Here is a 25886-nt window from a genome sequence, read left to right as displayed (position 1 = left end):
TCCTGACTACGTTGGATAGCGGCCCGTATTGCCGAAGTTGTGCGGGCGCTGCCGTGGAGTATTTGTCCCATAAGTGCGTGCGAAATTCCAGCCCGGAAAATACACCATCTCTCCCTGGGACTATACAGCTAGGGTCTGCCCATTTGCATTGAGCATATCCACGTACAGCACCTAGCTAAGAACATTGGTTGTGCGGTGTTGCCCCGCACTTACAACGTAGCCTTCAAACCAAATTGTTTCGCCCGCAGTATAGCTATCCTTATCAAGATGCAGGTAGGCTTTTTCGGGTGCCGTTATCTGATAAAATCTAGCAACTTCTCCTTTAAGAAGTTGCATAAAAGCCTCATTTGAGGATTGAAAAGCACCTAGCAGGCACCCAATAGGTAGCATAAACCAAAACGAGCGTCGAATCATAATGTTAGGAAATAATAGTGTGAATGGAGTTCAATGGTAAGGTTACCATATTATTTTATCTGCCTGCCCATGCCGCAGGAATTAAGCCCCCGGGAATTGGGTATTTGCTTCCTGCCGAACAGGCCGCCAGCAGCAGGCTTACCCGGTGGGGGCTGGCACTACTGCCCCAGCTAAGCAAGTGGCGCGCCCCTCCATCCACAACTGCGTTTAGCGCCAAAGGTCCAGCGTCCGACACGTGTCTTCGTGTAATTTCCCGCTGACCTGTGCCTTGTGGTTTGCTTCGGAAGCTGATGCGTCGTTATGGGCGGATACGCAAACCGGTTAATCGTTCTCTGCTTTCCTGGGCTGTTTTCTTCAAGCTGGCTCAGGGCTGTCTGCGGATTTGCGACAGTAGAATCGCAAGTAAAAGTGCGCCAGCCCGGATGACCGGTCAATATGTATTCGGATGGAAATGCGACAAAAAAGAGCCACTCCGAAGTATGGAGCGGCTCTTTTTTAGGGAATTTGTTTAGCCTGGAGAAGTAGGATATGCGCTTCTCCTTAGCATTAGCAGTTGCTGCTGTCGAGGCCGCAGGCGGCCCCGTCGGCCCCGACAATGGCCTTGTGGCGGGGCTGGGTTTCGCCCCAGGCCTTTTCCAGCACTTCGGCAAACAGCTCGGCCGGCTGGGCCCCCGATACGGCGTACTTATCGGCAAACACGAAGTAGGGCACGCCCCGTACCCCAATCTGACTGGCTTCGTACTCGTCGTGGCGCACCTGCTGCTCGAACTCGCGCGAGGCCAGCAGAGCCGCTACCTCAGGCTCGGGCAGCGCCAGCTCGGCACCAAGGCGGCTGAGCACGGCGTTGTCGTTGATGTCGAGGCCTTCTTCGAGGTAGGCTTTGAACAGGCGCTCCTTGGCGGCATCCTGGCGGCCGTGGCGGGTGGCCAGATGAATAAGCCGGTGGGCATTAAGCGAGTTGGCTGGCACCAGACTGTCGAAGTCGAAGGCGAGGCCTTCTTCGGCGGCCATCTGGGTCATGTTGGCGCTCATCTGGCGGGCCCATTCTTCGGTATTACCGTATTTCTGAGCCAGGCGCGCATACTGGTTATCGCCGGGCGTCGGGGCGGCGTTGGGGTCAAGCTCGAAGCTGCGCCACTCCACCTGCACATCGGCAGCATGGGCAAAGCCGGCCAGCGCCTTTTCGAGGCGGCGCTTGCCAATGTAGCAGAAGGGGCAGAGAATGTCGGACCAGATTTCGATTTTCATACGAACAGAAAGTTACAGCGGGAGAGTCAGCTACAAGCCGGCTATGTCCGAAAAGTTTACGCGCCGCTGCCTACCAGCCGGGGCCCGGGTGGCCTACTTGGCGAGCAGGCGGATGTTAACCACTTGGCCTGGCTCGCGGACCGCAAACTTACAGTCGTCGAAGGCGGGTGGGGCCAGGCGCGGGCGCACGTTGTTGGAGAAGGCGAAAGGCTCGGTTGGGATGCCGAGCAGATTCTTGTCCACCTTGTCGTTGTTGTTAAGGTCCTGGGTGATGACTACGGCCCATTCGCCGGGCGGCAGCTGCACCGGCAGGCTCACCTGGCGCTGGCCGTCGGGCTTCACCACCCGCATAAAGGCGTAGCCTTTAGGGACGAGGAAGGTTTCGCGCACGTTGTAGAAGTACAGCTTCACGGCCGAACTCTCCGAAGCCAGCGCCGACACTACCACGGTTACCGCCAGCCCGCTTTCCGGGAATGTAGGGGCAGCCCCCAGGCTTGGTAAAAACCTGCCCGGGGTTGGTGGGGTCGCAGCCGCCGGCTGCAGGGTGGTGCAAAGCACGCTCAACAGAGGGAGCAGAATACGCATAAGTTAATAGCAGGGAGGTATAGACGTCGGGTATACGGCTCCAACAGCCCGGCGGTCAAAAACATTCGGTGGGCGCTGGGTTCAGGGCTGCCCGGCCACTGTCAGCTGAGCCTCGGCCATGGCGGGCTGGCCCGCCAGGCTCACGCCCTCCACCGAAGCGCGGAAAGTGCCCGCCTGGTCGGCCGTGTAAAAGCTGACCCGGGCGCGCCCCGAGGCGAGCACCGTCAGGCGGGGCTGCCAGTAGAGGGTGGTAGCGCGCGGGTCAGGCTTCTCGGAGCGGCGGCCGGCATCGTAGCGCGGGGCGTAAAACTCGCGGGTTCTATGAAAGACCGGCAACTGGCGCACGGCCACCCCGGCGGCGGCGGGTACGTTGGAGTAGTCGCCGAGGCCGCGCTTGGTGTACACGGCAATAACGCCGTTGCCGCCGCGCACTCCATATATGCTTGTGCTGGCTCCTTTCAGCACTTCCACTTGCTCGATATCGGTCACCGGAATCGTTAGCAGTACGTCACCGTCTCCCAGCGGCGCACCATCGAGCAGATACAGCGGCTGGCCACTGCCCGAAATGGAGCTTGCTCCCCGAATTTGCACATTGTAGCTGCTGCCCTGGTTGAATACCTGCACGCCGGCTAAGCGCCCTTGTAGCAGTTCAAAAACATTCCGGTAGGTATGGGCCATAGGCAGGTCACGGGTACGTAATACCACATCGGCCATGCCCTGGTGCAGGGAGAAGGGAGACTTGTTGAGTAACCGGCCCGTGATATCCACGTTGCGCAGCACTATGCCGCTGGTGGAATCGGGCCGATACATCCGTTCGAGTTGCTGCTGACGGCGGCTGCGCTGTCCGTAGGCAACAACCTCAGCCAAAGCCAATGTAACGGGTGAAAGCGGCGCCGGTGGCCGCCAGCCCGCCGGAGACGGACGGGGCCACCACTCATTTAGCTGCACCAGTAAATTGCTGCTACCCTTGGCTGTACGGGCCTGCAGTAGTATTTTGGTCGAGTCCAGGCCCGTGAAGCCTGTGAAAAGGAAATTGCCATTGGCGTCGGCCTTACTTACCACGATGTCTTTCTGCTTCCCTATCAGGAGCATCAATTCTCCCTCTGGTACGAGCTTATTATTACCGCGCACCAGTTGGCCGGCCACCACGATGCCGCGCTCCAGCGGAAACCGGTAGCCGGCCGCTGCCGTGCCTGGCTCACCCAGCACCTGTTGCCAGGTGAAGCGGCTCCAGCCCTGCGTGAGCAACAGGTCGTCGAGGGCCCGTCGGGTTTCCGGTGTGCGCGACTGCAGATAGTGCGCCGGATTCTCCACGTAGCCGCGCAGCTCCGAGGTAAGCAGCAGGTGGGCCCCTACGGTGGTGGCGTCGCCGGCTTCGGCGGGCAGCCCGGGTGTGCCGGCCACGGTCAATGAGAGTTCAGCCGGGGCGGGTTGCCCATCGGTGGTCCTGACTTCCACCTCCATTTGTACCAGTTCACGGGGGCCGTAGGTGGCTTTGTCGGGGCGTATCCTTACTTGTAGCGGCCGGGCCTCGGGTACGAACACCAGCCGTTCGGCTTGAGCAGTTTGCTGGCCGTCGAAGAGCGTGATGTGCAGCAAGCCCGCCGGCGCGGCCGCTTTGGCAATCGTAGCCTGGAAGGTTTCGCCGGGGCTGATCTGACCTTGACCGGCGTACACGGGCTGGCCTCGCACATGCGCCAGCAGTTGCAGGGGCGCTGGTGCAGTTGCCGCGCCCGCCAGGGGCTGGTAGCGCACAAATACCCGGAACTCGTCGCCTACTTCGCGCACATTCAGCACCCAACCGCTTGCGCGCACGGCTGGCAGCGGGTAAGTGGCCGTCGAGCCATCGGGCAGCGTTACGCGGGCCTCGTATTTCTGTCCGGGCTGCGGCGTAAAGCCGAATGAGCTCATGCCCAGCGCTGGCGTGCTGAAGCGCGCAACCTCCCGCTTGTTGTCGTCAACAACGACGCCGGTCAACGCCAGCCCATGGCCGTCGGCCTGTGCCGCCTTCACGCCCACTGTAGTTTGCAGGCCGCCCACATACTCGCCGCTTTCGGGAAAGAACTGCACATCAGGATTAGTAGCCACCTCCAAGGTACGGGCCGTGCGCCGGGCCGGCTGTGCCTGGCGCACGGTCGAGGTTTCGGAGCCAGTGCCGATCGATGCCTGCCATACCGGTATCCGCCGCGTAAAGAAGGGGCCTTCATCGGAATTGCGCATCCAGCTGGTATATGCCCGCAGCGTGTACACGCCCGAGCGCAGCGTGTCGGGCAGCACAATGTCGCCGGCGGCCAGCCCATCTGTAAGGGCCAGGGTGCGTTTGAACAGGACCCGGCGGTCGGGGGCTATTACATCCACATACAGCACTTTGCTGAGTAAGTCGGGCTGGTGGGAACTGGCGTTGAGTAGGTAGGCCTTGAGCCAGAGTGTTTCGCCGGCCACGTAAGCGGCCTGGTCGAGGTGCAGGTAGCTGGTTTCAGGCTTGGTAGAAGTATAAAATTCGGCCAGGCGGCGGGCCAGCAGTGTGGGGTCGGGTAGGGGCCGGAAGCCGGATGCTACCGACCCAGCAGCCAGCGCGACCCCCAGCAGAGTCGCCAAGCCTTTAGTACGGCGCGAGTAGATAATATTCATGAAAAATATATAAAGAGTAGAAGGAACTTATTTTCAAAATATTAGCAAGAAACCTGCCATCATAGCAGATGAATGCAACCTTTTATGCTTTTATTTCATCAAGCGAGAGTATTCCCCTGTTTCCTGTCGCATTGCCTATGAAAACGCCCCGCCGACTACCCGTTGTCCTGCTCGCGCTATTGCTGCCCGCCAGCCTGCTGCTTGGCAGCTGCTCCAAAGACCATGAGCCCATGCCCGCGCCCCTCTACCTGCTCGACCAATCGTGGCAGCTCATCGAATCAGAGGGAAAACCGGTGCCGGTACCGGTTGGCGGTGTTGCCACCAGCCTAACACTTAGCTCCGTTGATAACCTTAGCGCGGGCCGAGCCTGGTGCAACCAATATGGGGGGCAGTTTATGCTGGTACCCGGCACCTCCTATCTCACGTTCTCAGGGCAGGCCAGTACGCGCGCAACCTGCGCCGAACAGAAGCAGGAAACCCGCTACCTCGATCTGCTGCCCCAGGTGCGCCGCTACACCATCAGCCACCGCCAGCTCCAGCTCTTCGACTCGGAGCGCCCTCAGCCACTGCTGGTATTTGAGGGGAAGTAGGTTTTAGGGTTTAGATGACGAGCGGACGGGGCCGAAACGTCCGCTCGTCATCTAATCCCTAAAACCCAAGTGCCTAAGCCCCAAATCAAAACCCGATATTAAGCACCAGGGGCTGCACTTCCCAGGTGCCGTAGTACGAGTTGTACACCGTGCGCAGGCCCACTTCCAGAGGTGTGCGCAGCCGCAGCGGGTTGAAAACGGCCGATACGTCGAAGCCGGCCGAGTGGTAGGCGTTGTGCCGCGGGCCCGACTCGCCCCGGACGTAATCGAGGAAGATGTTGGCCTTGAGGCGCTGCACGTAGAGCAGGCGCGTGAGCTGCCAGTGCACATCGGCCAAGGGCAGCCGGTACTCGCCGCTGAGAGACGTGAGCCGGTCGAAGCTTAGGTAGGGCAGGCCCCGGGGGTAGAAAACGGCCGCCCCGAACCGGTACTCGCGCTGCTGCTGGTACTGGTAGCCGGCCCGCAGGCGCAAAGCGTGGTGCAGTCCGATGCCGGGCAGAAACAGGCTGCCCTGCGCCGCCAGCTGCCGGGCCTGCAAACCCTTGGTGCCGAAGGGCGTGTCGCGGCCGGTTAGCAGCAGGCTCTGGCCCCAGCGCGGCGCTACGTCGCGGTAGCTCTGGCGCAGCGTGCGGCTGAAGCTGAAGCTGCCCAGCAGCGCGTGCAGCGGCTGGCGGCCTACCTCGTTGATAAACCGCGCCGGCAGCTCGTAGCCCTGCGTTTGCTCCAGCTGATAAAACGCGCCCACCGTAAGCGAAGTGAGCATGCGGGAGGTGGTAAGCACCAGCGGCAGGCGGCTGCCCACACTCAGGCGGGTGTAGCGCCACCGGTCCTCGGCCACGGCCCCATTGGGCAGCAGTAATCCGGCCCGTCGGCCCCCGTGCTCCAGCCCGAAATCGAGTACCGGCCCCAGGCCCTGATAGCTGATATCGGAGAATACGCGGCCGGTGCGCTCGGTGCCGTCGAAGCCCAGGCCCGCCACGGCCTGGGTGGTGCTCAGCACATCCTGGGCGCGCAGGCCGAGGCTCAGGCCGGTGCCGCCCGGGCTCTGCACAAAACCCCAGCCATAGAGGTTGGGCGCGTGGGGCAGGCGCCGGTAGCGGCGCGGCGTCAGCGGCGGCCCGGCTACCGAATCGAGGGGCAGCAGCGGGCCTACGGTAGCCGCGCCCGGCTCGCGGGCAGTCAGCTCGTCGGCGTATAAGTCTGCAGGGGCGGCATCGGGCCTGCCAGCCGGCAGGGCTGCCGGCCAGGTGGCGGGACGCAGCGGCATCTCTGCCACTCGGCTGCCCTGGGCCCTTATTTCGTGGAAGGCCAGCCGTTGCCCGTCGGGGCTGATGGTGGCGTGGTAGCTGCCCACCGGCCGGCTGGTTACCGGCTGCACCTGGCCGGTAGCTGTCTGCACGGCGTAAATCTCATCCTGCCCACTGCGAGGCGAGTTGAACAACACGTAGCCCGGCCCGGGCTGAGGGTGCGAAATATTGTCGTTGGTGGCCGGCAGCACGGTTTGAGCTGTGCCGCTTTCCACTTCGAGCAGCTCCAGGCACTTGCCGGCCGTTTCCAGCCGTACTACGGCCGCCGTGCGCCCATCGGCCCCGAAGCGCGGGTGCAGATAGGGCGCGTTGGCGGGGTTTTCGAAGGTGCGCAGCACGCGGCCGGTTTCGGTATCGAGCAGGTGCAGGCGGTGCTGGTAGGCCGAGTCGGTGCTCACGGCCAGCAGCCGGCGGCCATCGGGCGACAGCACGGCGGCCGTGTAGCGGGTGCGGCGGCCCGGGCGGCTCAGGCGGCCAGTGGCCAGGTCGAGCACCCGCAGTTCGGAGTACACCTGCTGCTGCCAGCGCGGGTGGTAGCGAAACTCCAGCCACGCGGCCTTGCTGCCGCCCACCGACAGCTGCTCGGGGTTGTGGTGCAGGCCCAGCACCAGCCGGGTGCGCTCGGCCTGGCCCCGGGTCAGTTCTACCAGCCGGGGCGTGTGGCCCAGTCCACTTTTCAGGGCCAGCACGGTGCTGTCGGTCAGGTACTGCGGGTATTGGTATTCGGTAAAGACTTTTTCGGAAGCTTCCACCGCAAAGTCGCGGGCCGGCGTCAGGGCCCGGCCGGTTTGCTGGGCCTTCCAAAGGCTGTCGAGCTCCTGGGTGGTTTGGGTGTACAGGTCGTCGGAGCGCAGGCCGGTGAGGCGGCGTAGCTTGTCGGAAAACGAGAAGGGGTAAACCGGAAAATCGTAGTAACGGTCGAGCACCTGGGCCCAGGCGGTGGGGCCGGCGGTGCGCTTGAGGCGGGTGGTGAGGTAGTAGCCCAGCACGTAATGGTTGGGCACGTAGTGGCGGAACGAGCCGCCCGTGGCCTCGGCGTAGGAGTAGCGCCGGCCGGCCAGCAGGTTGGCCCGGTAGTAGGCCCCGAAGTTCGGAATTCGGCCCCGGCCGCTGCGCGTGAGGGCCGTTTCGGTGCCCACCGCGTCGCCCTCTGCAAACCAGTCGGGCACGCCCAGCGTGGTTAAGCCCAGCCCGCCGAAGCCGCCAAACAGGTAGCCCAGCTGCCCCACGCCCCGGTGAGCCTTATCGAACTGCACCACGTGGCGGTACTCGTGCACCGTCAGCTGGTCGAGCCAGTCGAGCGTACCCACCAGGTAGGGATTCTGCGGGAAGGTGGTAAAAAACTCGGAGTGGCGCGGCAGCAGCGTAACGAAGCCGTTGCCAACGGTTGTGCGGGTTTGCAACACCACCGTAACGGGCCGGGCGGCAGCCCCAAGCGAGGCGGCGGCCGGCTCGTGCACCTGCTCCAGCCGCCGGGCCGTGCGCCGGGCCTGCTCCTCAAATCCCGCGGGATACACCACCTGGAAGTGGGGCGTGCGCATCTCGTACCAGCGCACCCGGGCAGGCACCTGCTGTTCAATGGGCAGCAGCGTTTGGGCAGCAGCGGGCAAAGCGGCCAGCAAAGCCAGCGCGGCAGAAAGCAGAATACGCACAGACAAAACAAGTTAGCGGAACCCGAAGAAACCACCCGGCCGGCCCGAATGCAAGTCCCGCCCCACGTCCGGGCAGGGGCGGAGCCGCGTATGTAGGCGCAACCCCACCTGGCCGGCAAACTTTCTGCCGCAACATTTTGTCTGTAAGCACATGACCAACCTACTGAAAAACGGCCTTGCGGCCGTCTGCATTCTGCTGCTGACCGCCTGCTCCGAGCGGCCCGCCGAAGCCCAGAAAACCGCTGCCGCCCAAGGCTCCGCTGCCGTCCGCTCTACGGCGGGCCCTGCACCGGCCGATATGACCGGCCTGGCCACGGCCGACTTTGCGGGGGGCTGCTTCTGGTGCACCGAAGAAGTATTCGAGGAGATAAAGGGCGTAAAAGCCGTAGTGTCGGGCTACAGCGGCGGCCCCGAGGCCAACCCTACCTACGAGCAGGTGGGCCGCGGCGAAACCGGCCACGCCGAGTCCATTCAGCTGTACTACGACCCCAAAGTAGTGAGCTACGCCACGCTGGTTGACGTGTTTTTTCGCGCCGCCCACGACCCCACCACGCTCAACCGCCAGGGTCCCGATGCGGGCCCACAGTACCGCTCGGTAGCCTTCTACCGCACTCCCGAGGAGAAGAAAGTCATTGACGATGCCATTGCGCGGGTAAATGCCAGCAAGGAGTACGGCAACCCCATCGTGACGCAGGTGGTGCCGTTCCAGAAATTCTGGCCCGCCGAAGAATACCACCAGGGCTACTACCGCCTGCACCCCGAAGTAGGCTACGTGCAAAGCGTCTCGATGCCCAAAGTGGAGAAGTTCCGCAAGAAATTCCCCGAGCTGCTCAAGAACCCGCTGTAGGGTTTAAAGCGCATTATAATAGAACGTCATTCAGAGCGAAGCGAAGAATCTCGCGGACCAAGGTAAACTCAACATCAGGAGTTACTTTGGCCCGCGAGATTCTTCGCTTCGCTCTGAATGACGTTCTGTTTTACCGTAAGCTATTCCCATCCATGTCTACTCCCGCTTTCACTTCCAAGCTGCCCGATGTGGGCACCAGTATCTTCTCGGTGATGACGCAGCTAGCCCAGGAGCACGAGGCCATCAACCTGGCCCAGGGTTTTCCGGATTATGACCCGCCCCGGCCGCTGCTGGAAGCGCTGGCCCGCCACGTGCTCACGCCCGGCCATCAACAGTACGCGCCCATGCCCGGCCTGCCGCGGCTGCGCGAGGCCATCAGCCAGCAAACCGCCCGTCGCTACGGCTATACTCCCGATCCGGCCACCGAAATTACCGTAACCAGTGGCGCCACCGAGGGTCTGTATGCGGTAATGGCCGCCGTAGTGCGCCCGGGAGATGAGGTGCTGCTGCTGGAGCCGGCCTACGATTTGTATGCCCCGGCCGTGCGCCTGCAGGGCGGCGTGCCGGTATACGTGCCGCTGTCGGCGCCCGATTTCCGGCCCGACTGGGACCGGGTGGCGGCGGCCCTTTCGCCCCGCACCCGGCTCGTGCTCATCAACTCGCCCCACAACCCCACCGGCGCCGTGCTTTCATCTGCCGACCTCGACACGCTGGCGGGCCTGCTACGCGACACCGATACGCTGCTGCTCAGCGACGAAGTGTACGAGCACATGGTATTCGACGGGGCTGCGCACAACAGCGTGTCGGCCCACCCCGAGCTGCGGGCGCGGGCCTTCGTGCTGTCGTCGTTTGGCAAAACCTACCACGCTACCGGCTGGAAAGTGGGCTATTGCCTGGCTCCGCCAGCGCTTACGGCCGAGCTGCGCCGGGTGCATCAGTTCATCACCTTCAGCGTGAGCACGCCCACCCAGCACGCGCTGGCCGACGTGCTGCCTGATGCCGCGCTGTATGAAAGTCTGCCGGCTTTCTATCAGCAGAAGCGCGACCTGCTACGCGAGTTGCTGGCGCCCACCGGCTTCGAACTGCTGCCTTCCGGGGGCGGCTACTTTCAGGTGGCCGGTTTCCAGAACCTAGCCCCGGGCCTCGACGACCGCACGTTTACCCGCCGGCTCACCCAGGAAAGCGGTGTGGCCGTGGTGCCGCTGTCGGCCTTCTACCATAATGGCCACGATGCCCGGCTGGTGCGCTTCTGCTTTGCCAAAACCGAGGAAACCCTGCGCGCCGCTGCCGCGCGGCTAACCGGCCTGCAGCAGGCTGACTGGGTGAAGTAGGCAGCCAGGTAGGCAGCGGGCTCGTTTATTTATCCTATTTTTAGGATATACCGCTGCCTCAAACTGCCTCTGCCTTGTCCCATCTCACCGTTTCCTTCATCCAGACCAGCCTGCACTGGCACGAGCCGGTGGCCAACCGGCAGCACCTGGAGCATCAGGCCGCTACCATTTCGGTGCCCACCGATCTGCTGGTGCTGCCCGAAATGTTCACGACCGGTTTCAGTATGACGCCGCAGGGGCTGGCCGAACCCACCAACGGCCCCACCCTGGCCTGGATGCAGCAGTTGGCTGCCACCCACGATGCGGTGGTAACCGGCAGCCTGATGGTGGAGGAGGGCGGAGCGTATTTCAACCGGCTGTTGTGGGTGCGCCCCGATGGCTCATGGAGCCATTACGACAAGCGCCACCGCTTTACCATGGCCGGCGAGCATACCGTGTACGAGGCGGGCACGGCGCGGCTGATTGAGGAGTGGCGGGGCTGGCGCATCTGCCCGCTGGTGTGCTACGACCTGCGCTTTCCCGTCTGGAGCCGCAACGACCCGGCTGCGCCCTACGACCTGCTGCTGTACACCGCCAACTGGCCCGCCGCCCGCCGCACCGCCTGGATAGCGCTGCTACGGGCCCGGGCCATCGAAAACGTGGCCTACACGATGGGCGTCAACCGCATTGGCCGCGACGGCAACGGCGCCGACTACGCCGGCGACTCGGCCCTCATCGATATGCGCGGCGAGTACCTGGTCGAAGTCGGTAATCAGGCCACCACCATCACCCGCACCCTGCGCCGCGACGAACTGCTGGAGTTCCGCCAGCGCTTCCCCGCTTTGCAGGACGCAGATGCGTTTGAGGTAATGCAATAGCGTCAAAACGCTGTCATTCTGAGCGGAGCGAAGGACTGGTAAGAAGCTAATTCAGGTATAAGTTGGTTAGCTCCTTACCAGGTCCTTCGCTCCGTTCAGGATGACAGGTGATTATTACCTCGGCTCCTACTTCACCTCCAGCCGCCGCACGCTCACGGCGCCGGCCTCATTCTGGGAGCGTACCAGGTATACACCGGCAGCCAGGCCCGCAACCGACACCTGATGCACGCGGGCGGGCGCTGTTTGTGGGCGCACCGTGCGGCCCAGCAGGTCGAGTACCGTCAGGCGTACGAGTTCGGTAGCTTCTACGGTGGCCTGGGCGGTGGCGGGGTTGGGGAACACGCGCACCTCGGGGCCGGAGCGGACGACTGGGGCAGGGGAGGAGGTTATTAGTCCGCCCCGACCCACAAACGAACTGATGCCGCCGGTTTCCTGGCCCAGAAACAGCTCCGGCACTCCGTCGCCGTTCACGTCGGCGGCAGCTGGCACCAGGCGCATATCAAACGAGCCGCCCCAGCGGGCTGCTTCCAGTTGCTGATTGAGGGGGTCGAAGACAATGTTGGTGCGGCCCGCAAACGTGGCGGGCTGGGTGCGCAAGTCAGCAAAGAACTGAACGGTGCCGTCGGTGGCGGCCGTGAGCAGGTCGGGGCGGCCGTCGCGGTCGAAATCAGCCACTACCGGGCTCAGGAAGCCGGGCAGCGAGCCATCGGCGTTGCGCAGCTGGCCGTAGTCGTTGTTTTCGAGGCGGAAACGCTGGCTTAGCTCGCCGGTGCCGGAGTTTCGGTAGTAGCGCAGCGGCCCGCCCGGGAAGGCCGTCGAGGCGCCCGTTACGCCCAGCAGCAAATCGGGGTGGCCGTCGCCATCTACATCGGCCACGGCGGGCATGGTGTAGCGCTGGTTCGGCAGGTTGGGCAGCTCCACGGCGCGCCAGATCGAAGGCGGCCGGCTGGCCGACGGCGGCCGTGTTCAGCACGTAGCTTACGGTACCACCACCGCCTTTCAGGCTGAAGGACGAATACAGCAGGTCGGGCCGCCGTCTTCGTTGAGGTCGGCCAGCACCGGGCGCAGCGCGGCCAGCTTGCGGCGGCTCAGGCCCAGGTAGTCGGCATCAAGCAGCTTGAAAACCGGTTTCTGGCGGGTGCCCACGTTGCGGTAGTAGCTCAGCGCCGCCCGGAAAAGCCCGCCGCCATCGGGGCGGTTGAGGCCACCCACCAGCATATCGGTCAGCCCGTCGCCATCAAGGTCGGCGAAGGTAGGCGCGGCCTGCTCGCCCACGTCCAGCATATCGGAGTGCAGAAACCCGGCCGGCTCGCGGGCCAGCTTCGGGCCGGTGGCCGCGCCGGTGTTGCGGTAGAGCTGCACCGCGTTGCGGGTGTCCACGGTGTCGTTGTTGTCGCGGTTGTCGAACAGGTTGGGGGCCAGCAGCAGGTCGGGCCGACCGTCGAAGTTCACGTCGGCCGGGTAGGCGGCCGGCAGGTTGGGCACCCGCGGGGCCTGGCCATTGAATGGTGCGGGCGCGTTCAGGCCGGCCGCCGAAAACAGCGCCTGCTGGGCGGTGCCTCCGTTGCGCAGTATGGTTACTTCGGCGCAGTTGGTGCGGCCGGTCAGCAAGTCGGCGCGGCCGTCGCCATCCACATCAAACACGGCCAGGTTATAGCCCGTGTTGTGGGTGGGGCGTTGCGGGGCGGGCCGGCACTGGTCGGGGGCGAAGGTGAAGCCGCCGCAGCCGTGGCCGCAGATGCGCACGCCGCCCCAGTAGTCGGAACCCAGCCCGAAGCTCAGGCCTCCGCAGGCCGCGGTGCTGGTGTTGCGGTAAAAATACAGGCTGGGTGTGTTGGTACCGAACTCGGTGGTTACTATGTCGAGGCGGCCGTCGCCGTCCACGTCTTCAATGGCGGGCATATTGTCGCCGCCCACCGCAATATTGATGTTGCCGCCGATGCTGGGCGCGAAATACGTGAGCACCGTAGTGATGAGCCGGAAAGCCAGCCGGCCCTGCGCGTCGGGCTCGTTGCGGAACACGCGGATGTTGCTGCCCCGCTCGTCGGCCGTAAACAGGTCGGGGCGGCCGTCGCAGTCGTAGTCGCGTAGCAGCACCCAGCTGCGCAGGCCCGGCGGGAACAGGGCAGCATACTCGGGGGCGAACTGCCAAGCCCGACCGGTAGCCGTGGCCACGCTCAGAAACGGGAGCACCCGGTTGCTGATGCGGTCGAACACCAGCAGGTCGGGCTGCTGGTCGGCATTGAGGTCGAGGTTGGAAAACTGGGGCGAGTTGAGTCCTCCGGCCCAGGCCTGGCGCAGCGTGTCGCCGGCCTGCACTACTTTTGCTATCGGTCGGAACTCAAACCCGAACCCGGCTGCCTGCTGGGCCGCGGCCGGTTGCGTAGCGGTCAGCAGCAGGCCCACGGCCAGCCCGGGTAGCCAGCGTCGGCTGTTCGGCAGAAAAGAAATAGCCATAAGCGGATTTTCGTTTAGCTTTTAAAATTAGGTACAAATCGCATGGCAGACCTCGCGGCCCTCTACGCCCGCTTCCAGCAAGCATCAGCCGTCAGCACCGACACGCGCCAGCCCCAGGATGGCACGTTGTTCTTCGCCCTCAACGGTCCCAATTTCCGGGGCCGCGACTTCGCGCCGCAGGCCCTGGCCAAAGGTGCCCGCTTCGCCGTGACAGACGACGCCGAGCTGACCGCCACCGACCCCACCCGCTACACCTACGCCCCCGACCCGCTGGTAGCCTTGCAGCAACTGGCCCTGCACCACCGCCGCCAACTGATTGTACCGGTGCTGGCCATTACGGGCTCCAACGGCAAAACCACCACCAAAGAGCTGGTGCAGGCTGTCCTCAGCCAGCGGTTCCGGGTGCAGTACACCCAAGGCAACCTCAACAACCACATTGGGGTTCCGCTCACGCTGCTCAGCATCCGGCCCGGCGCGCACGAGCTGGCCATCATCGAGATGGGAGCCAACCACCAGGGCGAAATTGAGGAGCTGTGCCGGCTGGCCGAGCCCACGCACGGCCTCATCACCAATATAGGCAAAGCCCACCTCGAAGGTTTCGGCGGGGTAGAGGGTATTGCCAAAGGCAAAGGCGAGATGTTCCGGTTTCTGGCCCAGGTAGGCGGTACGGCCTTCGTGAACACGCTCGATGCCCGCCTGCCGGGCCTGGCCGCGCCGGTAGCCGAGCGCGTAACCTACCCCGGGCCCACCGATACCTACCCGGCCCGGCTGCTTGGCGCGGCTCCCGAGGTAGTTATGGAGTTATCCGGCGGCCAGGTAGTGGAGGCAAAGATTACGGGCGGCTACAACTTTGCCAACCTCGCCGCTGCTGCCGCGGTAGGAGCCTACTTCGGGGTGCCCGCTGAGGCCATTGCTGATGCGCTGGCCGCCTACGAGCCTAGCAACAACCGCTCGCAGCAGGTGCGCACGGCCCGCAACGAGCTGGTGCTCGATGCCTACAACGCCAACCCCAGCAGTATGGCGGCCGCCCTGGGCAGCTTCGCGGCCCGCCCCGGCGACCCGGCGGCCAAAGTGGTTATTCTGGGCGACATGTTTGAGCTGGGTACCGAGAGTGAGGACGAGCACCGCTCGCTGGGCCGGCTGGTGCAGGGCCTACCCTTCGGCACGGTCATCCTCATCGGCCCCGAGCTGGCCCAGGCCGCTGCCCTCGACTCCAGCATGCTGCACTTCGCCACCAAACCCGAGGCGGCTGCCTGGCTGCTCGCCAACCCCCTGGCAAACCGCCAGGTGCTGGTGAAAGGCTCCCGCGGCATGGGTCTGGAAACCCTGGTAGAGCTTCTCTAAATCACAGATTTTGCAGATGGGGCAGATAACACAGATTCGTTCTGATAGCAGAGTACCTTGAAGCGTTATTTAACAGACTGCGCGAGATACTGCACGAATCCTCCGTCAGCACGAATCTGTGTTATCTGCCCCATCTGCAAAATCTGTGATTAAAAGGGGCTCTCGAAGTCGGCCAGCGTGGGGAGTACCTGGTCTTTGGCCGAGATGGTAGGGTTTGAAATACCCCAGTCGATGTTCAGGGCGGGGTCGTTCCAGAGCAGGCCGCCTTCCGAGTGAGGGGCGTAGTAGTCGGTGCACTTATAGAGGAAGAGCGTACCGTCTTCGAGGGCCGTGAAACCGTGGGCGAAGCCAACGGGCACGTAAAGCATGTTGAATCGCTCGGCGTCGAGGACGACGGACAGGTGTTGGCCGTAGGTGGGCGAATCGCGGCGGATGTCCACGATAACGTCGAGGGCGCGGCCGGCGGCTACGCGCACGAGCTTGGCCTGGGCATGAGGCGGCTGCTGGAAATGCAGGCCCCGCACCACGCCCCGGTCGGAGCGCGACTGGTTGTCCTGCACCCAGTTGCCCACGATGCCCGCCGCTGCCATCTTCTCGGCGCTGAACGACTCAAAAAACGCCCCGCGGGCATCACCAAACACCCGGGGCTGGATTTCGACTACGCCCGGAATATCAAAGTGGATAAACTCCATGTACTGTATAGTTTAGCTGGCGGTGGCCGAATTTGGGCCGCAAGTTAGGCAGATTTACCGGCGGCCGACGTGGGTTTTTCCTACTTCATTTACCACGGCCAGGTACTTGTCGAGTACCAGTTGCTCGTCGAACTTGGTTACGGCCAGCTGGCGGCCGGCGCGGCCCATCTGCTCCAGCTCAGCATCGGGCAGGCGCAGGACCTGCAGCATTTTGGCGGCCAGGTCGGCGGCGTCGCGCACCTGGCAGAGCAGGCCATTGCTGCCGTCCACCACCGTTTCGCGGCAGCCGGGCACGTTGGTCGTGACGATGGGCTTGCCCATGGCCGCCGCTTCGAGCAGGGTTTTGGGCGTGCCCTCGCGGTAGGAGGGCAGCACCGCGCAGTCGGCCTGGGCCAGCAGCTCGGCCACATTGTCGGAGGTGCCCAGGTACTCAACGTGGCCGGCCGCCAGCCACTGTTCAAACACGGCCCGCTTCACGCCCACGCCGCCGCTTTCATCTATGCCGCCCAGCAGCTGCACCCGCGTGCCGGGCACGGCCTCGCGTACCAGCCGGGCCGCATCAAAGTATTCTTCCACGCCCTTTTCGTAGAGCACCCGCGCAATCATCAGGAACACAAACGGCACGTTGCGGCGGAACTCCAGAGCAGGCTTAAAGCGCGTGATATCAACGCCGGAACCGGGTAGTAAATCGGTTTTCGCAGCGTCTACCATCCCGTTGCTGATGAAGAGCTGTCGGTCATCATCGTTCTGGAAAAACACGCGCTTCGGAAACTGAAACGCAAACTTGTACAGGCCCAGCGCCACTTTGCTTACCAGGTTTTTCACGATAAACACCGTGCCCAGGCCCGACACGTTGTTCACGCTCGGAATGCCGGCCAGCCGGGCCGCCAGCGTGCCATATATGTTGGGCTTGATGGTGTAATGCAGCACCACATCGGGCTGCTCACGCTTATACAGCTGGTAGAAGCGGCGCGTCAGGGCGGCATCTTTCAGCGGGTTGGTACCCTTGTTCTCCATCAAAATCGGTACGAAGCGGCAGCCCAGCTCGGTTTCCAGCCGCGCCGAGTAGGCATCGGGCGGGGCCACGGCCAGCACTTCGTGGCCGGCGGCCTGCAGGGCCTGCACCAGGCTGCGGCGGAAGTTCCAGATGTTCCAGGCGGTATTGATAACGATGGCGACGCGCATTGGGCAAAAAACGATAGGCTTGAACTGTAAAGGTACGCGGCCGGGGCGCAGGGGCAGTGCCGGCTGTGGGCGCGGTTACGGCGGCCCCGGCTTCCCGGTTTCGGCCCCGGCCTGCTGCGTATCTTTGTCTATGCTCCGATTTCCTTCCCTGCTCACCCGTCCCGCAGTGCTGTTGGTAGCCGCGCTGCTGCTGAACGCCTGCAGCCCGGCCACCGACGCTTCCGAAACCGCCGCCACCAAGCCGCTGCCCCCAATTCCGCCCGCCGCCGCCGCTACCGAAGCGCTGGCCGGGGCCGATGCCGCGGTGCTGGCGGCCGGGCAGGCCCTATTTACCCAGAACTGTGCCCTCTGCCACGGGGCCGACGGCAAGCTGGGTGTGAATGGGGCCCGCGACCTGACCAAGAGCAACCTCAACGCCGCCGGCCGCACCTACATGGTAGTAAACGGCTCCGTCTCGGGCGTAATGCCTGGTTTCAAAGGCCAGCTGAGCGACGAGCAGATTGCGCAGGTGGTGGCCTACTCGCTCACGCTGAAGTAGACCGGTAGGTAAGCCGAAGCGCAAGTTGCGCCGTTTCGCGGCCAGATTGCGTTATATACCCTAAGGCTGCCGGGATGCAGCGCGAAGCGCCGGCTTCGCGTATTGCCGTAGAATATCGAACGCTACTTTTCAGCGCTACATCCGGCTCCGCCCCTCCATTCTTTCTTTTGATTACACTATACTGATGGCAAATAAACCGACTTCCAAAGGCCGCAAAGACCAGAACAGCACCCGCCACCCCGGCTCCGTAGATAGCGTGAAGGGCCGGGCGGGTCGCATCCTGACCAAGGCCGCCGAAAATGGCACCTACGACACGAGCGTGGACGAAGAAACGGCCGTGCTGGTAGCCGTGCCCGATAAACGCCAGGCCGAAGCCCAGACCACCGAATACCTCGACGAGCTGGCCTTCCTGGCCGAAACGGCCGGCGCTACTGTCGTCCACCGCTTCGTGCAGCGCCTCGACAAGCCCGACAGCCGCACCTTTGTGGGCGAGGGCAAACTGGCCGAAATCAAGGCCTACGTGGAGCACTCGGGGGCCAGCATGGTCATTTTTGATGATGACCTTTCGCCCTCGCAACTGCGCAACCTGGAGGCCGAGCTGAAGGTGAAAATTGTGGACCGCAGCCTGCTGATTATCGATATTTTCGCCCGGCGGGCCAAATCGGCCACTGCCCAAACCCAGGTCGAGCTGGCCCAGTACCAATACCTGCTTCCCCGCCTGACGGGCCTCTGGAGTCACTTGGACAAGCAGCGTGGCGGTGGCGTTTCGCAACGTGGCCCGGGTGAAACCGAGATTGAGACTGACCGCCGGGTGGTGAACGACCGGATTGCTTTCCTGAAGGAGCGCCTCAAAGACCTCGACCGCCAGAGCCAGACCCAGCGCAAGGCCCGCGGCGGCATGGTGCGCGTGGCGCTGGTGGGCTACACCAACGTGGGCAAAAGCACCCTCATGAATCTGCTGAGCCGGGCCGACGTATTTGCCGAAAACAAGCTCTTCGCTACTGTCGATTCTACGGTGCGCAAGGTGGTGCTCGATACGGTACCCTTCCTGCTCTCCGATACGGTAGGTTTTATCCGCAAGCTGCCCACTCGCCTCATCGAGAGCTTTAAGAGCACGCTCGACGAAATCCGGGAGGCCGATTTGCTGATCCACGTGGTCGATATTTCGCACCAGAGCTTCGAGGAACACATGGCTGTAGTCGAGGACACGCTCAAGGATATTGGGGCGGGAGAAAAGCCGGTGCTGGTGGTGTTCAACAAGATTGACCAGTACGATACCGGCGAGGCCGCTTACCACGACGGCTTCGAGGGCATGAACGCCGATGAGAATGCCCCGGCCCCCCGGCCCACTTTGGAGCAGCTGCGGGCCACCTACATGGCCAAGCTGCACAACCAAGTGGAGTTCATCTCGGCCCTCGACCGGACCAACCTCGACGAGCTGCGCGCGCGCCTGGTTAAGCTGGTAGCCGCCATCCACAACGAGCGGTACCCGGCCGTACACCCCGTGCGCGACGACGAAGGCTGGCAGGAATAAGCACCTGCAGTGTCTTGGTTCTGCAAAAAGCCGCCTTCGGGCTGGCCGACTTACCGACTATGGTAAGCCAGCCAGCCCGAAGGCGGCTTTTGCATGGCTGTCAACGAAGCTGTTCAGAAAGTCGGCAAGTAGAAACAGAACGTTATGCTGCGACTGCGCGGACGACAGATGAAGCATGACGTTCTTCGAACCTTCTGAATAGCTTCAATGGTAAATTAGATTATTGGCTAAGAAAAGGGGTATTGATTGGGGTAAATATATTTTTTAAAGCAAAAAATTGATAATTCAATAATTTAAGTCACTTTTATGCATCGAATTTCCTCTTCCCTCACTTGCTAGTGCCCTTTTATGAAAAGAACGTTCTACTCACTTGCTTTTGCCCTTTCTGGCCTGACAGCAATTTCGGCTTCAGCCCAGAGCAGCAGCATGAGCCGCATGACGGAAAAGACCGACCAGCAACTACAGAACCGGGGGTGTGCTGCTATGGAGGTGTTCGACCGCCAGCTGGCCGCCGATCCGCAGATGGCCGGACGCGTAGCCGAAATAGAGGCCCGTACTAGCCGCTTCGTAACCAGCTCCGTGGCCAACCGCGCCGCGGTTACCGGCCCGGTAACCATCCCGGTGGTAGTGCATGTGCTTTACAGCTCAGCTGCCCAGAACGTTTCCGACGCCCAGGTGCAGGCCCAGATTGATGTGCTCAATCAGGACTTCGCCAAAACCAACACCGATGCCGCGCTGATTCCGGCCGCGTTTTCCGGTGTTGCTGCCAGCACTAATATTCGGTTTGTTTTGGCCAAGCGTAGCCCCAGCGGTGGTGCTACAACGGGCATAATCCGCAAATCGACGCGGGTGAAATCGTGGAGCACCAACGATGCCGTGAAACAGTCTAAGCGGGGTGGCGACGACGCCTGGCCAACGGGCGACTACCTCAACATCTGGGTCTGTGCCCTGGGCAACGGGCTGCTGGGCTACGCGCAGTTCCCCGGCGGCTCCGCCAGCACCGACGGCGTAGTAGTTCTTTACTCCTCGCTGCCCGGCGGCTCCGCTGCACCTTACGACAAAGGCCGTACCGCTACCCACGAAGTGGGCCATTGGCTGAACCTGCGCCATATCTGGGGTGATGCCAGCTGCGGCAACGACCTAGTGAGCGACACGCCCACTCAGCAAACCAGCAATTACGGCTGCCCATCGTTTCCGAAAGTTACCTGCTCCAACGGCCCCAATGGCGACATGTTCATGAACTACATGGACTACACCGACGATGCCTGCATGTACATGTTCTCCAACGGCCAGTCGTCGCGCATGGATGCGCTGTTTGCCAGCGGCGGTGCCCGTGCTTCGCTGCTGACCTCGAATGGTGATACCGCCCCGCTGACCGCCACGGCAACCGCCGAAACGCTGACGGTATTCCCGAACCCGACCGACGGCCAGCTTTCAATTCGCACCGGCCTTAATACGCCCGCTGCAGGCTGGGAGATGAAGGTGTATGACCTGCGGGGTCTCGAAATGCCCCAGGCCCGCCCAACGGCAGCCGGCAGCCTCGATGTATCGGCCCTGCCAGCCGGCCTGTACCACCTGATGATGACCAACGGGAAATCCGTTCAACACCAGAGCTTCCGCAAGCAGTAAGCTCATCCTCTTAAAAACACAAAACCCGCCCCGGCTCTCCGGGACGGGTTTTGTGTTTTTAAGGGACAGTTGCAAAATAGCTTTAATAGCGTCTGAGGCTATATTTTAGATTAATATCAATAAAATGCCTGTATGATTGTGATTAATTTAATAGTTTAGGCTTTTAGAACCATCTTCTGCAACCAAACACCTTTTTTTTCACACACCTCTTTCCATTCAACACCATTCTATGAAGAAGAACATTTACTCGTTGTTCCTGGGGCTGCTGGGCATGGGCGTTACTACTGAGGCCTGGGCCCAGCAGGCGGCGCTGCCCACGAAGCGCGACTGCGCTACCATGGAAGTACTGGAGCGGCAACTCGCTGCCGACCCTGGAATGGCCATTCGTCTGGCGGGCATTGAGGCCCAGAGCCAAGCGTTTGCCGATAACCCTGTTGCCAACCGTACTACGGCCGTTGTAACCATTCCGGTGGTAGTGCATGTGCTCTACAATACGGCTGCGGAAAACGTTTCTGACGCGCAGATTGCCTCGCAGATTGCCGTGCTGAACGAAGATTTCAACAAGCTTAACGCCGACGCCAGCAAAGTGCCTTCGGCTTTCGCCTCGCGGGTAGCAGATGTAGGCATCCAGTTTGTACTGGCCAAGCGCGACCCCAGCGGTAACGCTACTACGGGCATTCAGCGCAAGCAAACCTCCATTACCAGCTGGTCGAGCGACGACCGGATAAAGAGTACGGCTACCGGGGGAGTCAATGCCTGGCCGGCCGGACAGTACCTCAACCTGTGGGTGGGTAAGCTGGGCGGTGGCCTGCTGGGCTATGCGCAGTTCCCCGGCGGCTCCGCCAGCACCGACGGCGTAGTAGTAACCACTACCGGCTTCGGCCGCGGCGGCTCGGCCGGTGCTCCCTTCAACCTGGGCCGCACCACCACCCACGAAGTGGGCCACTGGCTGAACCTACGCCACATCTGGGGTGATGCCAGCTGCGGCAACGACTTGGTGAGCGACACGCCTACTCAACAAACCAGCAACGGGGGCTGCCCATCGTTTCCGAAAGTTACCTGCTCCAACGGCCCCAACGGCGACATGTTCATGAACTACATGGATTACACCGATGATGGCTGCATGTACATGTTCTCTACCGGCCAGTCGTCGCGTATGAACGCGCTGTTTGCCAGCGGTGGTGCCCGTGCTTCGCTGCTGACCTCGAACGGTGATACGGCCCCTGGTGGCACCACGCCACCGCCCGCCATATCGTATTGCGCCAGCAAAGGCACCAATGTGACCTACGAGTGGATTGACCTGGTGAAGCTGGGTACCATTAATCGCACTTCGGGTGGCGATGGTGGCTACTACGATGGCACGGCTACCAGCACTACTATTGCTGCCGGCTCGTCGCAGACCATCAACTTCTCGGCTGGCTTTGCTTCAACAGCTTACACCGAAAACTGGCGCGTATACATCGACTACAACCGGGATGGCGACTTTACCGACGCCGGCGAAACAGTAGTATCGGGCACCTCATCGAGCGTCGGCACGCTGTCGGCCACCTTTACCGTGCCAGCCTCGGCCAAAACCGGGAGCACCCGCATGCGGGTAACCATGAGTGACAACGCTGCCACCACCAGCTGCAACAACTTCAGCTACGGCGAAACCGAAGACTATACCGTGAACATCACGGGTGGTACGGCGCGCCAGATGGCAACGGTTGAGCAGGCGGGCTACCGCGTGTACCCCAACCCGGCTACCGATGTGCTTAACATCGAAATCCCGACCACCATCGACGCCCGGGCCGTATCGGTGAGCGTGTACGATATGCGCGGAGCCGAGATGAAAACTGCCCGCTTCGAAGGCAGCATGCTCCACGTCGAGAATCTGGCCAAAGGCATCTACCTGTTGCGTATTTCCGACGGACAGCAGGTGTCGCACCAGCGTTTCGTGAAAGAGTAGGCGCATTCGTCCTGCGACCAGGCAATCAAAAGCCCCCTTCCCGAACCGGGAAGGGGGCTTTTGATTGCCTGGCTGTAAGGCTGCAGCCGGCAGTGAGCCGGCCAACAGGGTTACTTCACGAAGCGCTGGATGAAAGAGCCGCTGCTGGTTTGTACCTGCAGAATGTAGCTCCGGCCTTGCGGCAGCTGGCCGTGGGTATTTCCAGCTCCGGCAGAGTGCTACCCGACTGCTGCTGCTGCCACATCAGGCGGCCCGTGCTGTCGAGCACTCTCAGTGTAAAGGCACCGGTTAGCGGCTCGGCCAGGCGCACGAAAAGCGTACCGACAACTGGGTTAGGATATGCTTCGGTGATGAGCGACCGGCCCGCCGCCTTCACGGTACGCACTCCGCTGTAAGCTGCCGTGCCATCGGTATCTACCTGACGAAGGCGGTAGTAAAGTAGCGACGCGTTGGCCGGGGCAGCCCGGTCAAGCAGCGTATAGGCGCTAGCGGTACTGCTGCTGCCCTTGGACTCAACCCGGCCAATAGCCCCGAAACGCCGACCATCGAGACTACGCTCCACCTCAAAATAGGCGCTGTTGAGTTCTGTGGCTGTTTCCCAGCTCAGGCGCACGGCTCCTGCCTCAGAGCGGGCCTCAAACTTGGTCAGGGTTACGGGAAGTACTACCGGCGGCACTATGGCAGCACAGGCATTGGCCGGATCATATACAATATCAACTGCCTGCCCGCGGGCCAGTAGCCCAACGGCGTAAGTATTCACCAGCACGCCGTCGCCCCCGGTAGGAGGTCCGTCCTGGTTTCCAAGAAGACCCCAACGGTGGCCGTTCGCCTGGTCGCTGGTACCATTAGGGTTGTAAGCGGGCGATGAGAAACCCGGCGCAAAATTGCTGTCATCCCAGTACACGAAATCAGGCGCCAACAGCCCACCGGCCGGATGGAGCGCACAGTAATCCCAGCAAAATTTGCCGATTCACAGTCGTAGAGTGGGAAATTGACGGGACCTACTCCGCTGGAAAAGGAAATATTGATTAGGGTAGACGTAATAGTAGTTCCGTTGTCTGATTTGCCATCCCAGGTAAAGATGTTATCCCCTATAATCGTCGTGCCTTCCAGAATTCGGTCCGAAGACGCCTGGTATAGGTCGTCGCGGTTGCCGTCGATAAAAACCACGCCGAACCCTGCCTGATCGACGTTGAGGGTGAAAGTGGTTATTTTAGTAACGGGGTCGCAGGTGGTGGTTACCGTTGGCCTAGTGGGCAGCACGGTGCTTGGGTACACGTTCGGGTCGGGGTCGTTAACAAACTGCTTGTATTGGGCGTAACCCACGTTGGCATTGATGCTCCGGCGGCGCTCCTGAAACGTAGTGCGGCCGGGAGCTGGGGATGCACCAAACTCGTTGGCCAGCAGCAATACCCCGAATGGCGTCATGCGGGAGTAGCTTACCCGCTTAACGAAGAACGACTCATTGGAGGCGTACCCACCGACTGCGTTGGGGTTGGGGATGAGCGGGTACAAGCCGAAACTGGTTGAGTACTGCGCTGTGAAGCTTCCCCCGGTAAACGACCATGTTCTGGCGTACAGTCGCCCGGGCTTTTCGCCCCTGTTTCGCACCGTGAAATCCCAGATATCATACCACGATTTCCCTTGATTGGAGGCCGCAAAAACCTGAACGCCGCTGGCATTTACCTGCGCGAACTCCACCCATACGTCGCGGGCTACCAGTCCGGTATTTACATAGTAAAGCGGGCTGTATCCAGTGGCTGGCAGCGTGGGCACGCCCCCTACGAAACCCTTGAGACGGGGGCCGGCGGCCGCCTCGCCATAGCTGGCAATTACGCCGGGAGCCGGGGCCAGCCGGGCATTGTTGGTATTGGTGCCACCATCAATCTGCAGGGTGGTCGTTTGTAAAGTTGCCCCAACGTCCATAATCTGCAGGCGAAGCCGGTCGTTCTGCACGCCGGAGGCAGTGCGGCGAAGGCCGTAGAACAGAGTGTCGCCGGGCTGCATGCGCACGTACATGCGTTCGTCGATGCTGGCGGCGGGCAGCAGAAAGTTGTTGGAATTGGCACCGTCGTTGTGCTGTAAAAAGCCAACGCGGTCGTTGGGCCCGGTAACCGGGGCCACGGGGTTGGCAGTGCCAGGTGTCAGGTTCTTGGAGCCTTCGGCCTTAACCGAAGTAAGGCCGGTTAAGCCGCAGCTCAGTAATAGCAGCCCCGTTCGCAAAGCGGGTCGGAGATAAGCGGAGAAGAAGTGTTTCATTGGTGCAGGGTAAAATAGAAGCACAGGTAGAAATGCTGTCAAGCTACTATAAGCCAGAGTCTTATTTTTGCTTGTAACCGCAATAATACACTTGTTTTGTCATATTATACAAATGTTGATAGAACCAGCCTACCGCAATTAGGTAGCCGCTATACAGATGAGCTTCATCTAGGCATCTGAGCCCGCCGATGATCAGCCAGCTAGCCGTTATATTCGGACTTGTGGGAGCAGGCCGGGTTATAACCTTTTGCGCCGGCCGTAGTAAAGAGGCCTGCCACCCTAACTGCTGCGCTCCTATGAAAACCCTGTACCTGATGCGCCATGCCAAATCGAGCTGGAGTTTCGAAATGCTCAACGACCAGGAGCGCCCGCTCAACGGCCGGGGGCGCGACGAGGCGCCACTTATGGGCCAGGCCCTGGCCGAGCGTAGTGTCAGGCTCGACTTACTGGTATCGTCGCCGGCAGTACGGGCCCTGAGTACGGCTGCTCTGGTGGCCGAGGCACTGAGCCTGCCACCCGAAAAGCTGCAGGTGATTGACGCTATTTACGAAGCGGAAGTAGCCGGCCTGCTGGCCATTGTGCAGGCCCTGCCCGACACGGCCGGCGAAGTGCTGCTGGTGGGCCACAACAACACGCTCACCGATTTTGCCAACCTGCTTTCGCCCAGTCCTATTCCCTCTATGCCCACTTCCTCTATTGTGTGCCTCAAGTTTAGCGTGGAGCACTGGGCCGATGTCGACCGCGCTAAATCGGAATATTACTTTTTTGATAAGCCTAAAAACTACTAAGCCTCTCTGCCCTGTTCGCTTTTCGCCAACAGGCAACGGCCTTTACTCAG

At 61.9% G+C, this 25886-nt stretch carries 21 protein-coding genes; 10 read left to right on the top strand and 11 right to left on the bottom strand.

Annotated elements, in window-relative coordinates; genetic code table 11:
• Nucleotides 1–171: 171 nt before the first annotated feature.
• The 4 genes from D0N36_RS09425 to D0N36_RS09410 form a co-directional block, all read right to left on the bottom strand.
• Nucleotides 172–414, bottom strand: a complete 243-nt coding sequence (locus D0N36_RS09425) for a hypothetical protein (protein WP_147320817.1) — start codon at nucleotides 412–414, stop codon at nucleotides 172–174.
• Between the two features lie 546 nt (nucleotides 415–960).
• Nucleotides 961–1662, bottom strand: coding sequence for a DsbA family oxidoreductase (locus D0N36_RS09420; RefSeq protein WP_116941139.1), 702 nt, complete (start codon nucleotides 1660–1662; stop codon nucleotides 961–963).
• Between the two features lie 93 nt (nucleotides 1663–1755).
• Nucleotides 1756–2247 carry a DUF2141 domain-containing protein gene (locus D0N36_RS09415; protein WP_116941138.1) on the bottom strand — a complete coding sequence of 164 codons (492 nt, stop codon included), beginning with the start codon at nucleotides 2245–2247 and terminating at the stop codon, nucleotides 1756–1758.
• 81 nt (nucleotides 2248–2328) lie between these two features.
• A complete protein-coding gene (locus tag D0N36_RS09410; protein WP_116941137.1) occupies nucleotides 2329–4878 on the bottom strand; it encodes a TonB-dependent receptor plug domain-containing protein in 2550 nt (849 codons plus the stop codon).
• Nucleotides 4879–5015: 137 nt separating this feature from the next.
• On the opposite strand from D0N36_RS09410, the gene D0N36_RS09405 reads away from it, so the two are divergent.
• The gene (locus D0N36_RS09405; RefSeq protein ID WP_190242597.1) at nucleotides 5016–5468 is read left to right on the top strand and encodes an META domain-containing protein; all 453 of its coding nucleotides are present in this window, start codon (nucleotides 5016–5018) and stop codon (nucleotides 5466–5468) included.
• Nucleotides 5469–5553: 85 nt separating this feature from the next.
• Here D0N36_RS09405 and D0N36_RS09400 read toward each other — a convergent pair whose 3' ends face one another.
• Nucleotides 5554–8427: a TolB-like translocation protein gene (locus tag D0N36_RS09400; RefSeq protein ID WP_116941135.1), complete on the bottom strand. Its 2874-nt coding sequence runs from the start codon at nucleotides 8425–8427 to the stop codon at nucleotides 5554–5556.
• Nucleotides 8428–8578: 151 nt separating this feature from the next.
• Between D0N36_RS09400 and msrA the strand changes: the two genes are divergently transcribed.
• The 3 genes from msrA to D0N36_RS09385 all read left to right on the top strand — a co-directional run bounded on the left by msrA (nucleotide 8579) and on the right by D0N36_RS09385 (nucleotide 11462).
• Nucleotides 8579–9274, top strand: coding sequence for a peptide-methionine (S)-S-oxide reductase MsrA (gene msrA, locus D0N36_RS09395; protein ID WP_116941134.1), 696 nt, complete (start codon nucleotides 8579–8581; stop codon nucleotides 9272–9274).
• A 152-nt stretch (nucleotides 9275–9426) separates the two neighbouring features.
• Nucleotides 9427–10605: a methionine aminotransferase gene (locus D0N36_RS09390; protein WP_116941133.1), complete on the top strand. Its 1179-nt coding sequence runs from the start codon at nucleotides 9427–9429 to the stop codon at nucleotides 10603–10605.
• A gap of 74 nt (nucleotides 10606–10679) precedes the next feature.
• Entirely contained in the window at nucleotides 10680–11462 is a 783-nt protein-coding gene (locus D0N36_RS09385; protein ID WP_116941132.1) for an amidohydrolase, read from the top strand.
• Between the two features lie 126 nt (nucleotides 11463–11588).
• Here the strand turns inward: D0N36_RS09385 and D0N36_RS09380 are convergent, their stop codons facing one another.
• Nucleotides 11589–12383 (bottom strand): T9SS type A sorting domain-containing protein, encoded by a 795-nt coding sequence (locus tag D0N36_RS09380; protein ID WP_116941131.1) that lies wholly within the window; start codon nucleotides 12381–12383, stop codon nucleotides 11589–11591.
• A 78-nt stretch (nucleotides 12384–12461) separates the two neighbouring features.
• Complete coding sequence (locus tag D0N36_RS09375; protein ID WP_116941130.1) at nucleotides 12462–13919, bottom strand: FG-GAP repeat domain-containing protein; 1458 nt, start codon at nucleotides 13917–13919, stop codon at nucleotides 12462–12464.
• A 42-nt stretch (nucleotides 13920–13961) separates the two neighbouring features.
• Between D0N36_RS09375 and D0N36_RS09370 the strand changes: the two genes are divergently transcribed.
• On the top strand, nucleotides 13962–15263 hold the full coding sequence (locus D0N36_RS09370) for a UDP-N-acetylmuramoyl-tripeptide--D-alanyl-D-alanine ligase (RefSeq protein ID WP_116941129.1): 1302 nt from the start codon (nucleotides 13962–13964) through the stop codon (nucleotides 15261–15263).
• A 149-nt stretch (nucleotides 15264–15412) separates the two neighbouring features.
• Here D0N36_RS09370 and rfbC read toward each other — a convergent pair whose 3' ends face one another.
• Together rfbC and D0N36_RS09360 are read right to left on the bottom strand one after the other, a co-directional pair.
• The gene (gene rfbC, locus D0N36_RS09365; protein WP_116941128.1) at nucleotides 15413–15955 is read right to left on the bottom strand and encodes a dTDP-4-dehydrorhamnose 3,5-epimerase; all 543 of its coding nucleotides are present in this window, start codon (nucleotides 15953–15955) and stop codon (nucleotides 15413–15415) included.
• A gap of 54 nt (nucleotides 15956–16009) precedes the next feature.
• Entirely contained in the window at nucleotides 16010–17140 is a 1131-nt protein-coding gene (locus D0N36_RS09360; RefSeq protein ID WP_116941127.1) for a glycosyltransferase family 4 protein, read from the bottom strand.
• A gap of 130 nt (nucleotides 17141–17270) precedes the next feature.
• Here D0N36_RS09360 and D0N36_RS09355 point away from each other — a divergent pair, with 130 nt between their 5' ends.
• The 4 genes from D0N36_RS09355 (at nucleotide 17271) to D0N36_RS09340 (ending at nucleotide 22789) form a co-directional block, all read left to right on the top strand.
• Nucleotides 17271–17678: a c-type cytochrome gene (locus D0N36_RS09355; RefSeq protein ID WP_190242595.1), complete on the top strand. Its 408-nt coding sequence runs from the start codon at nucleotides 17271–17273 to the stop codon at nucleotides 17676–17678.
• A 184-nt stretch (nucleotides 17679–17862) separates the two neighbouring features.
• Nucleotides 17863–19212, top strand: a complete 1350-nt coding sequence (hflX, locus tag D0N36_RS09350; RefSeq protein ID WP_199798322.1) for a GTPase HflX — start codon at nucleotides 17863–17865, stop codon at nucleotides 19210–19212.
• A gap of 348 nt (nucleotides 19213–19560) precedes the next feature.
• A complete protein-coding gene (locus tag D0N36_RS09345) occupies nucleotides 19561–20841 on the top strand; it encodes a M43 family zinc metalloprotease (protein WP_116941126.1) in 1281 nt (426 codons plus the stop codon).
• Between the two features lie 229 nt (nucleotides 20842–21070).
• Complete coding sequence (locus D0N36_RS09340; protein ID WP_116941125.1) at nucleotides 21071–22789, top strand: GEVED domain-containing protein; 1719 nt, start codon at nucleotides 21071–21073, stop codon at nucleotides 22787–22789.
• Nucleotides 22790–22904: 115 nt separating this feature from the next.
• Here D0N36_RS09340 and D0N36_RS09335 read toward each other — a convergent pair whose 3' ends face one another.
• Nucleotides 22905–23555: a T9SS type A sorting domain-containing protein gene (locus D0N36_RS09335; protein WP_116941124.1), complete on the bottom strand. Its 651-nt coding sequence runs from the start codon at nucleotides 23553–23555 to the stop codon at nucleotides 22905–22907.
• Nucleotides 23546–25048 (bottom strand): hypothetical protein, encoded by a 1503-nt coding sequence (locus tag D0N36_RS09330; RefSeq protein WP_147320816.1) that lies wholly within the window; start codon nucleotides 25046–25048, stop codon nucleotides 23546–23548. Before D0N36_RS09330 ends, D0N36_RS09335 begins: the two co-directional genes overlap by 10 nt.
• Before the next feature lie 296 nt (nucleotides 25049–25344).
• Between D0N36_RS09330 and D0N36_RS09325 the strand changes: the two genes are divergently transcribed.
• On the top strand, nucleotides 25345–25836 hold the full coding sequence (locus tag D0N36_RS09325; RefSeq protein WP_116941122.1) for a SixA phosphatase family protein: 492 nt from the start codon (nucleotides 25345–25347) through the stop codon (nucleotides 25834–25836).
• Nucleotides 25837–25886: the final 50 nt, after the last annotated feature.

This window comes from Hymenobacter lapidiphilus (assembly GCF_003417065.2).
GTDB lineage: Bacteria > Bacteroidota > Bacteroidia > Cytophagales > Hymenobacteraceae > Hymenobacter.
Note: the sequence above shows the minus strand (reverse complement) of the source record. Positions and strands in the feature narration are given on the sequence as shown.

Coding starts and splice junctions, on each gene's coding strand:
- D0N36_RS09425 (WP_147320817.1), bottom strand. CDS start 414: ATGATTCGACGCTCGTTTTGGTTTATGCTACCTATTGGGTGCCTGCTA.
- D0N36_RS09420 (WP_116941139.1), bottom strand. CDS start 1,662: ATGAAAATCGAAATCTGGTCCGACATTCTCTGCCCCTTCTGCTACATT.
- D0N36_RS09415 (WP_116941138.1), bottom strand. CDS start 2,247: ATGCGTATTCTGCTCCCTCTGTTGAGCGTGCTTTGCACCACCCTGCAG.
- D0N36_RS09410 (WP_116941137.1), bottom strand. CDS start 4,878: ATGAATATTATCTACTCGCGCCGTACTAAAGGCTTGGCGACTCTGCTG.
- D0N36_RS09405 (WP_190242597.1), top strand. CDS start 5,016: ATGAAAACGCCCCGCCGACTACCCGTTGTCCTGCTCGCGCTATTGCTG.
- msrA (WP_116941134.1), top strand. CDS start 8,579: ATGACCAACCTACTGAAAAACGGCCTTGCGGCCGTCTGCATTCTGCTG.
- D0N36_RS09390 (WP_116941133.1), top strand. CDS start 9,427: ATGTCTACTCCCGCTTTCACTTCCAAGCTGCCCGATGTGGGCACCAGT.
- D0N36_RS09375 (WP_116941130.1), bottom strand. CDS start 13,919: ATGGCTATTTCTTTTCTGCCGAACAGCCGACGCTGGCTACCCGGGCTG.
- D0N36_RS09370 (WP_116941129.1), top strand. CDS start 13,962: ATGGCAGACCTCGCGGCCCTCTACGCCCGCTTCCAGCAAGCATCAGCC.
- rfbC (WP_116941128.1), bottom strand. CDS start 15,955: ATGGAGTTTATCCACTTTGATATTCCGGGCGTAGTCGAAATCCAGCCC.
- D0N36_RS09360 (WP_116941127.1), bottom strand. CDS start 17,140: ATGCGCGTCGCCATCGTTATCAATACCGCCTGGAACATCTGGAACTTC.
- D0N36_RS09355 (WP_190242595.1), top strand. CDS start 17,271: ATGCTCCGATTTCCTTCCCTGCTCACCCGTCCCGCAGTGCTGTTGGTA.
- hflX (WP_199798322.1), top strand. CDS start 17,863: ATGGCAAATAAACCGACTTCCAAAGGCCGCAAAGACCAGAACAGCACC.
- D0N36_RS09345 (WP_116941126.1), top strand. CDS start 19,561: ATGAAAAGAACGTTCTACTCACTTGCTTTTGCCCTTTCTGGCCTGACA.
- D0N36_RS09340 (WP_116941125.1), top strand. CDS start 21,071: ATGAAGAAGAACATTTACTCGTTGTTCCTGGGGCTGCTGGGCATGGGC.
- D0N36_RS09330 (WP_147320816.1), bottom strand. CDS start 25,048: ATGAAACACTTCTTCTCCGCTTATCTCCGACCCGCTTTGCGAACGGGG.
- D0N36_RS09325 (WP_116941122.1), top strand. CDS start 25,345: ATGAAAACCCTGTACCTGATGCGCCATGCCAAATCGAGCTGGAGTTTC.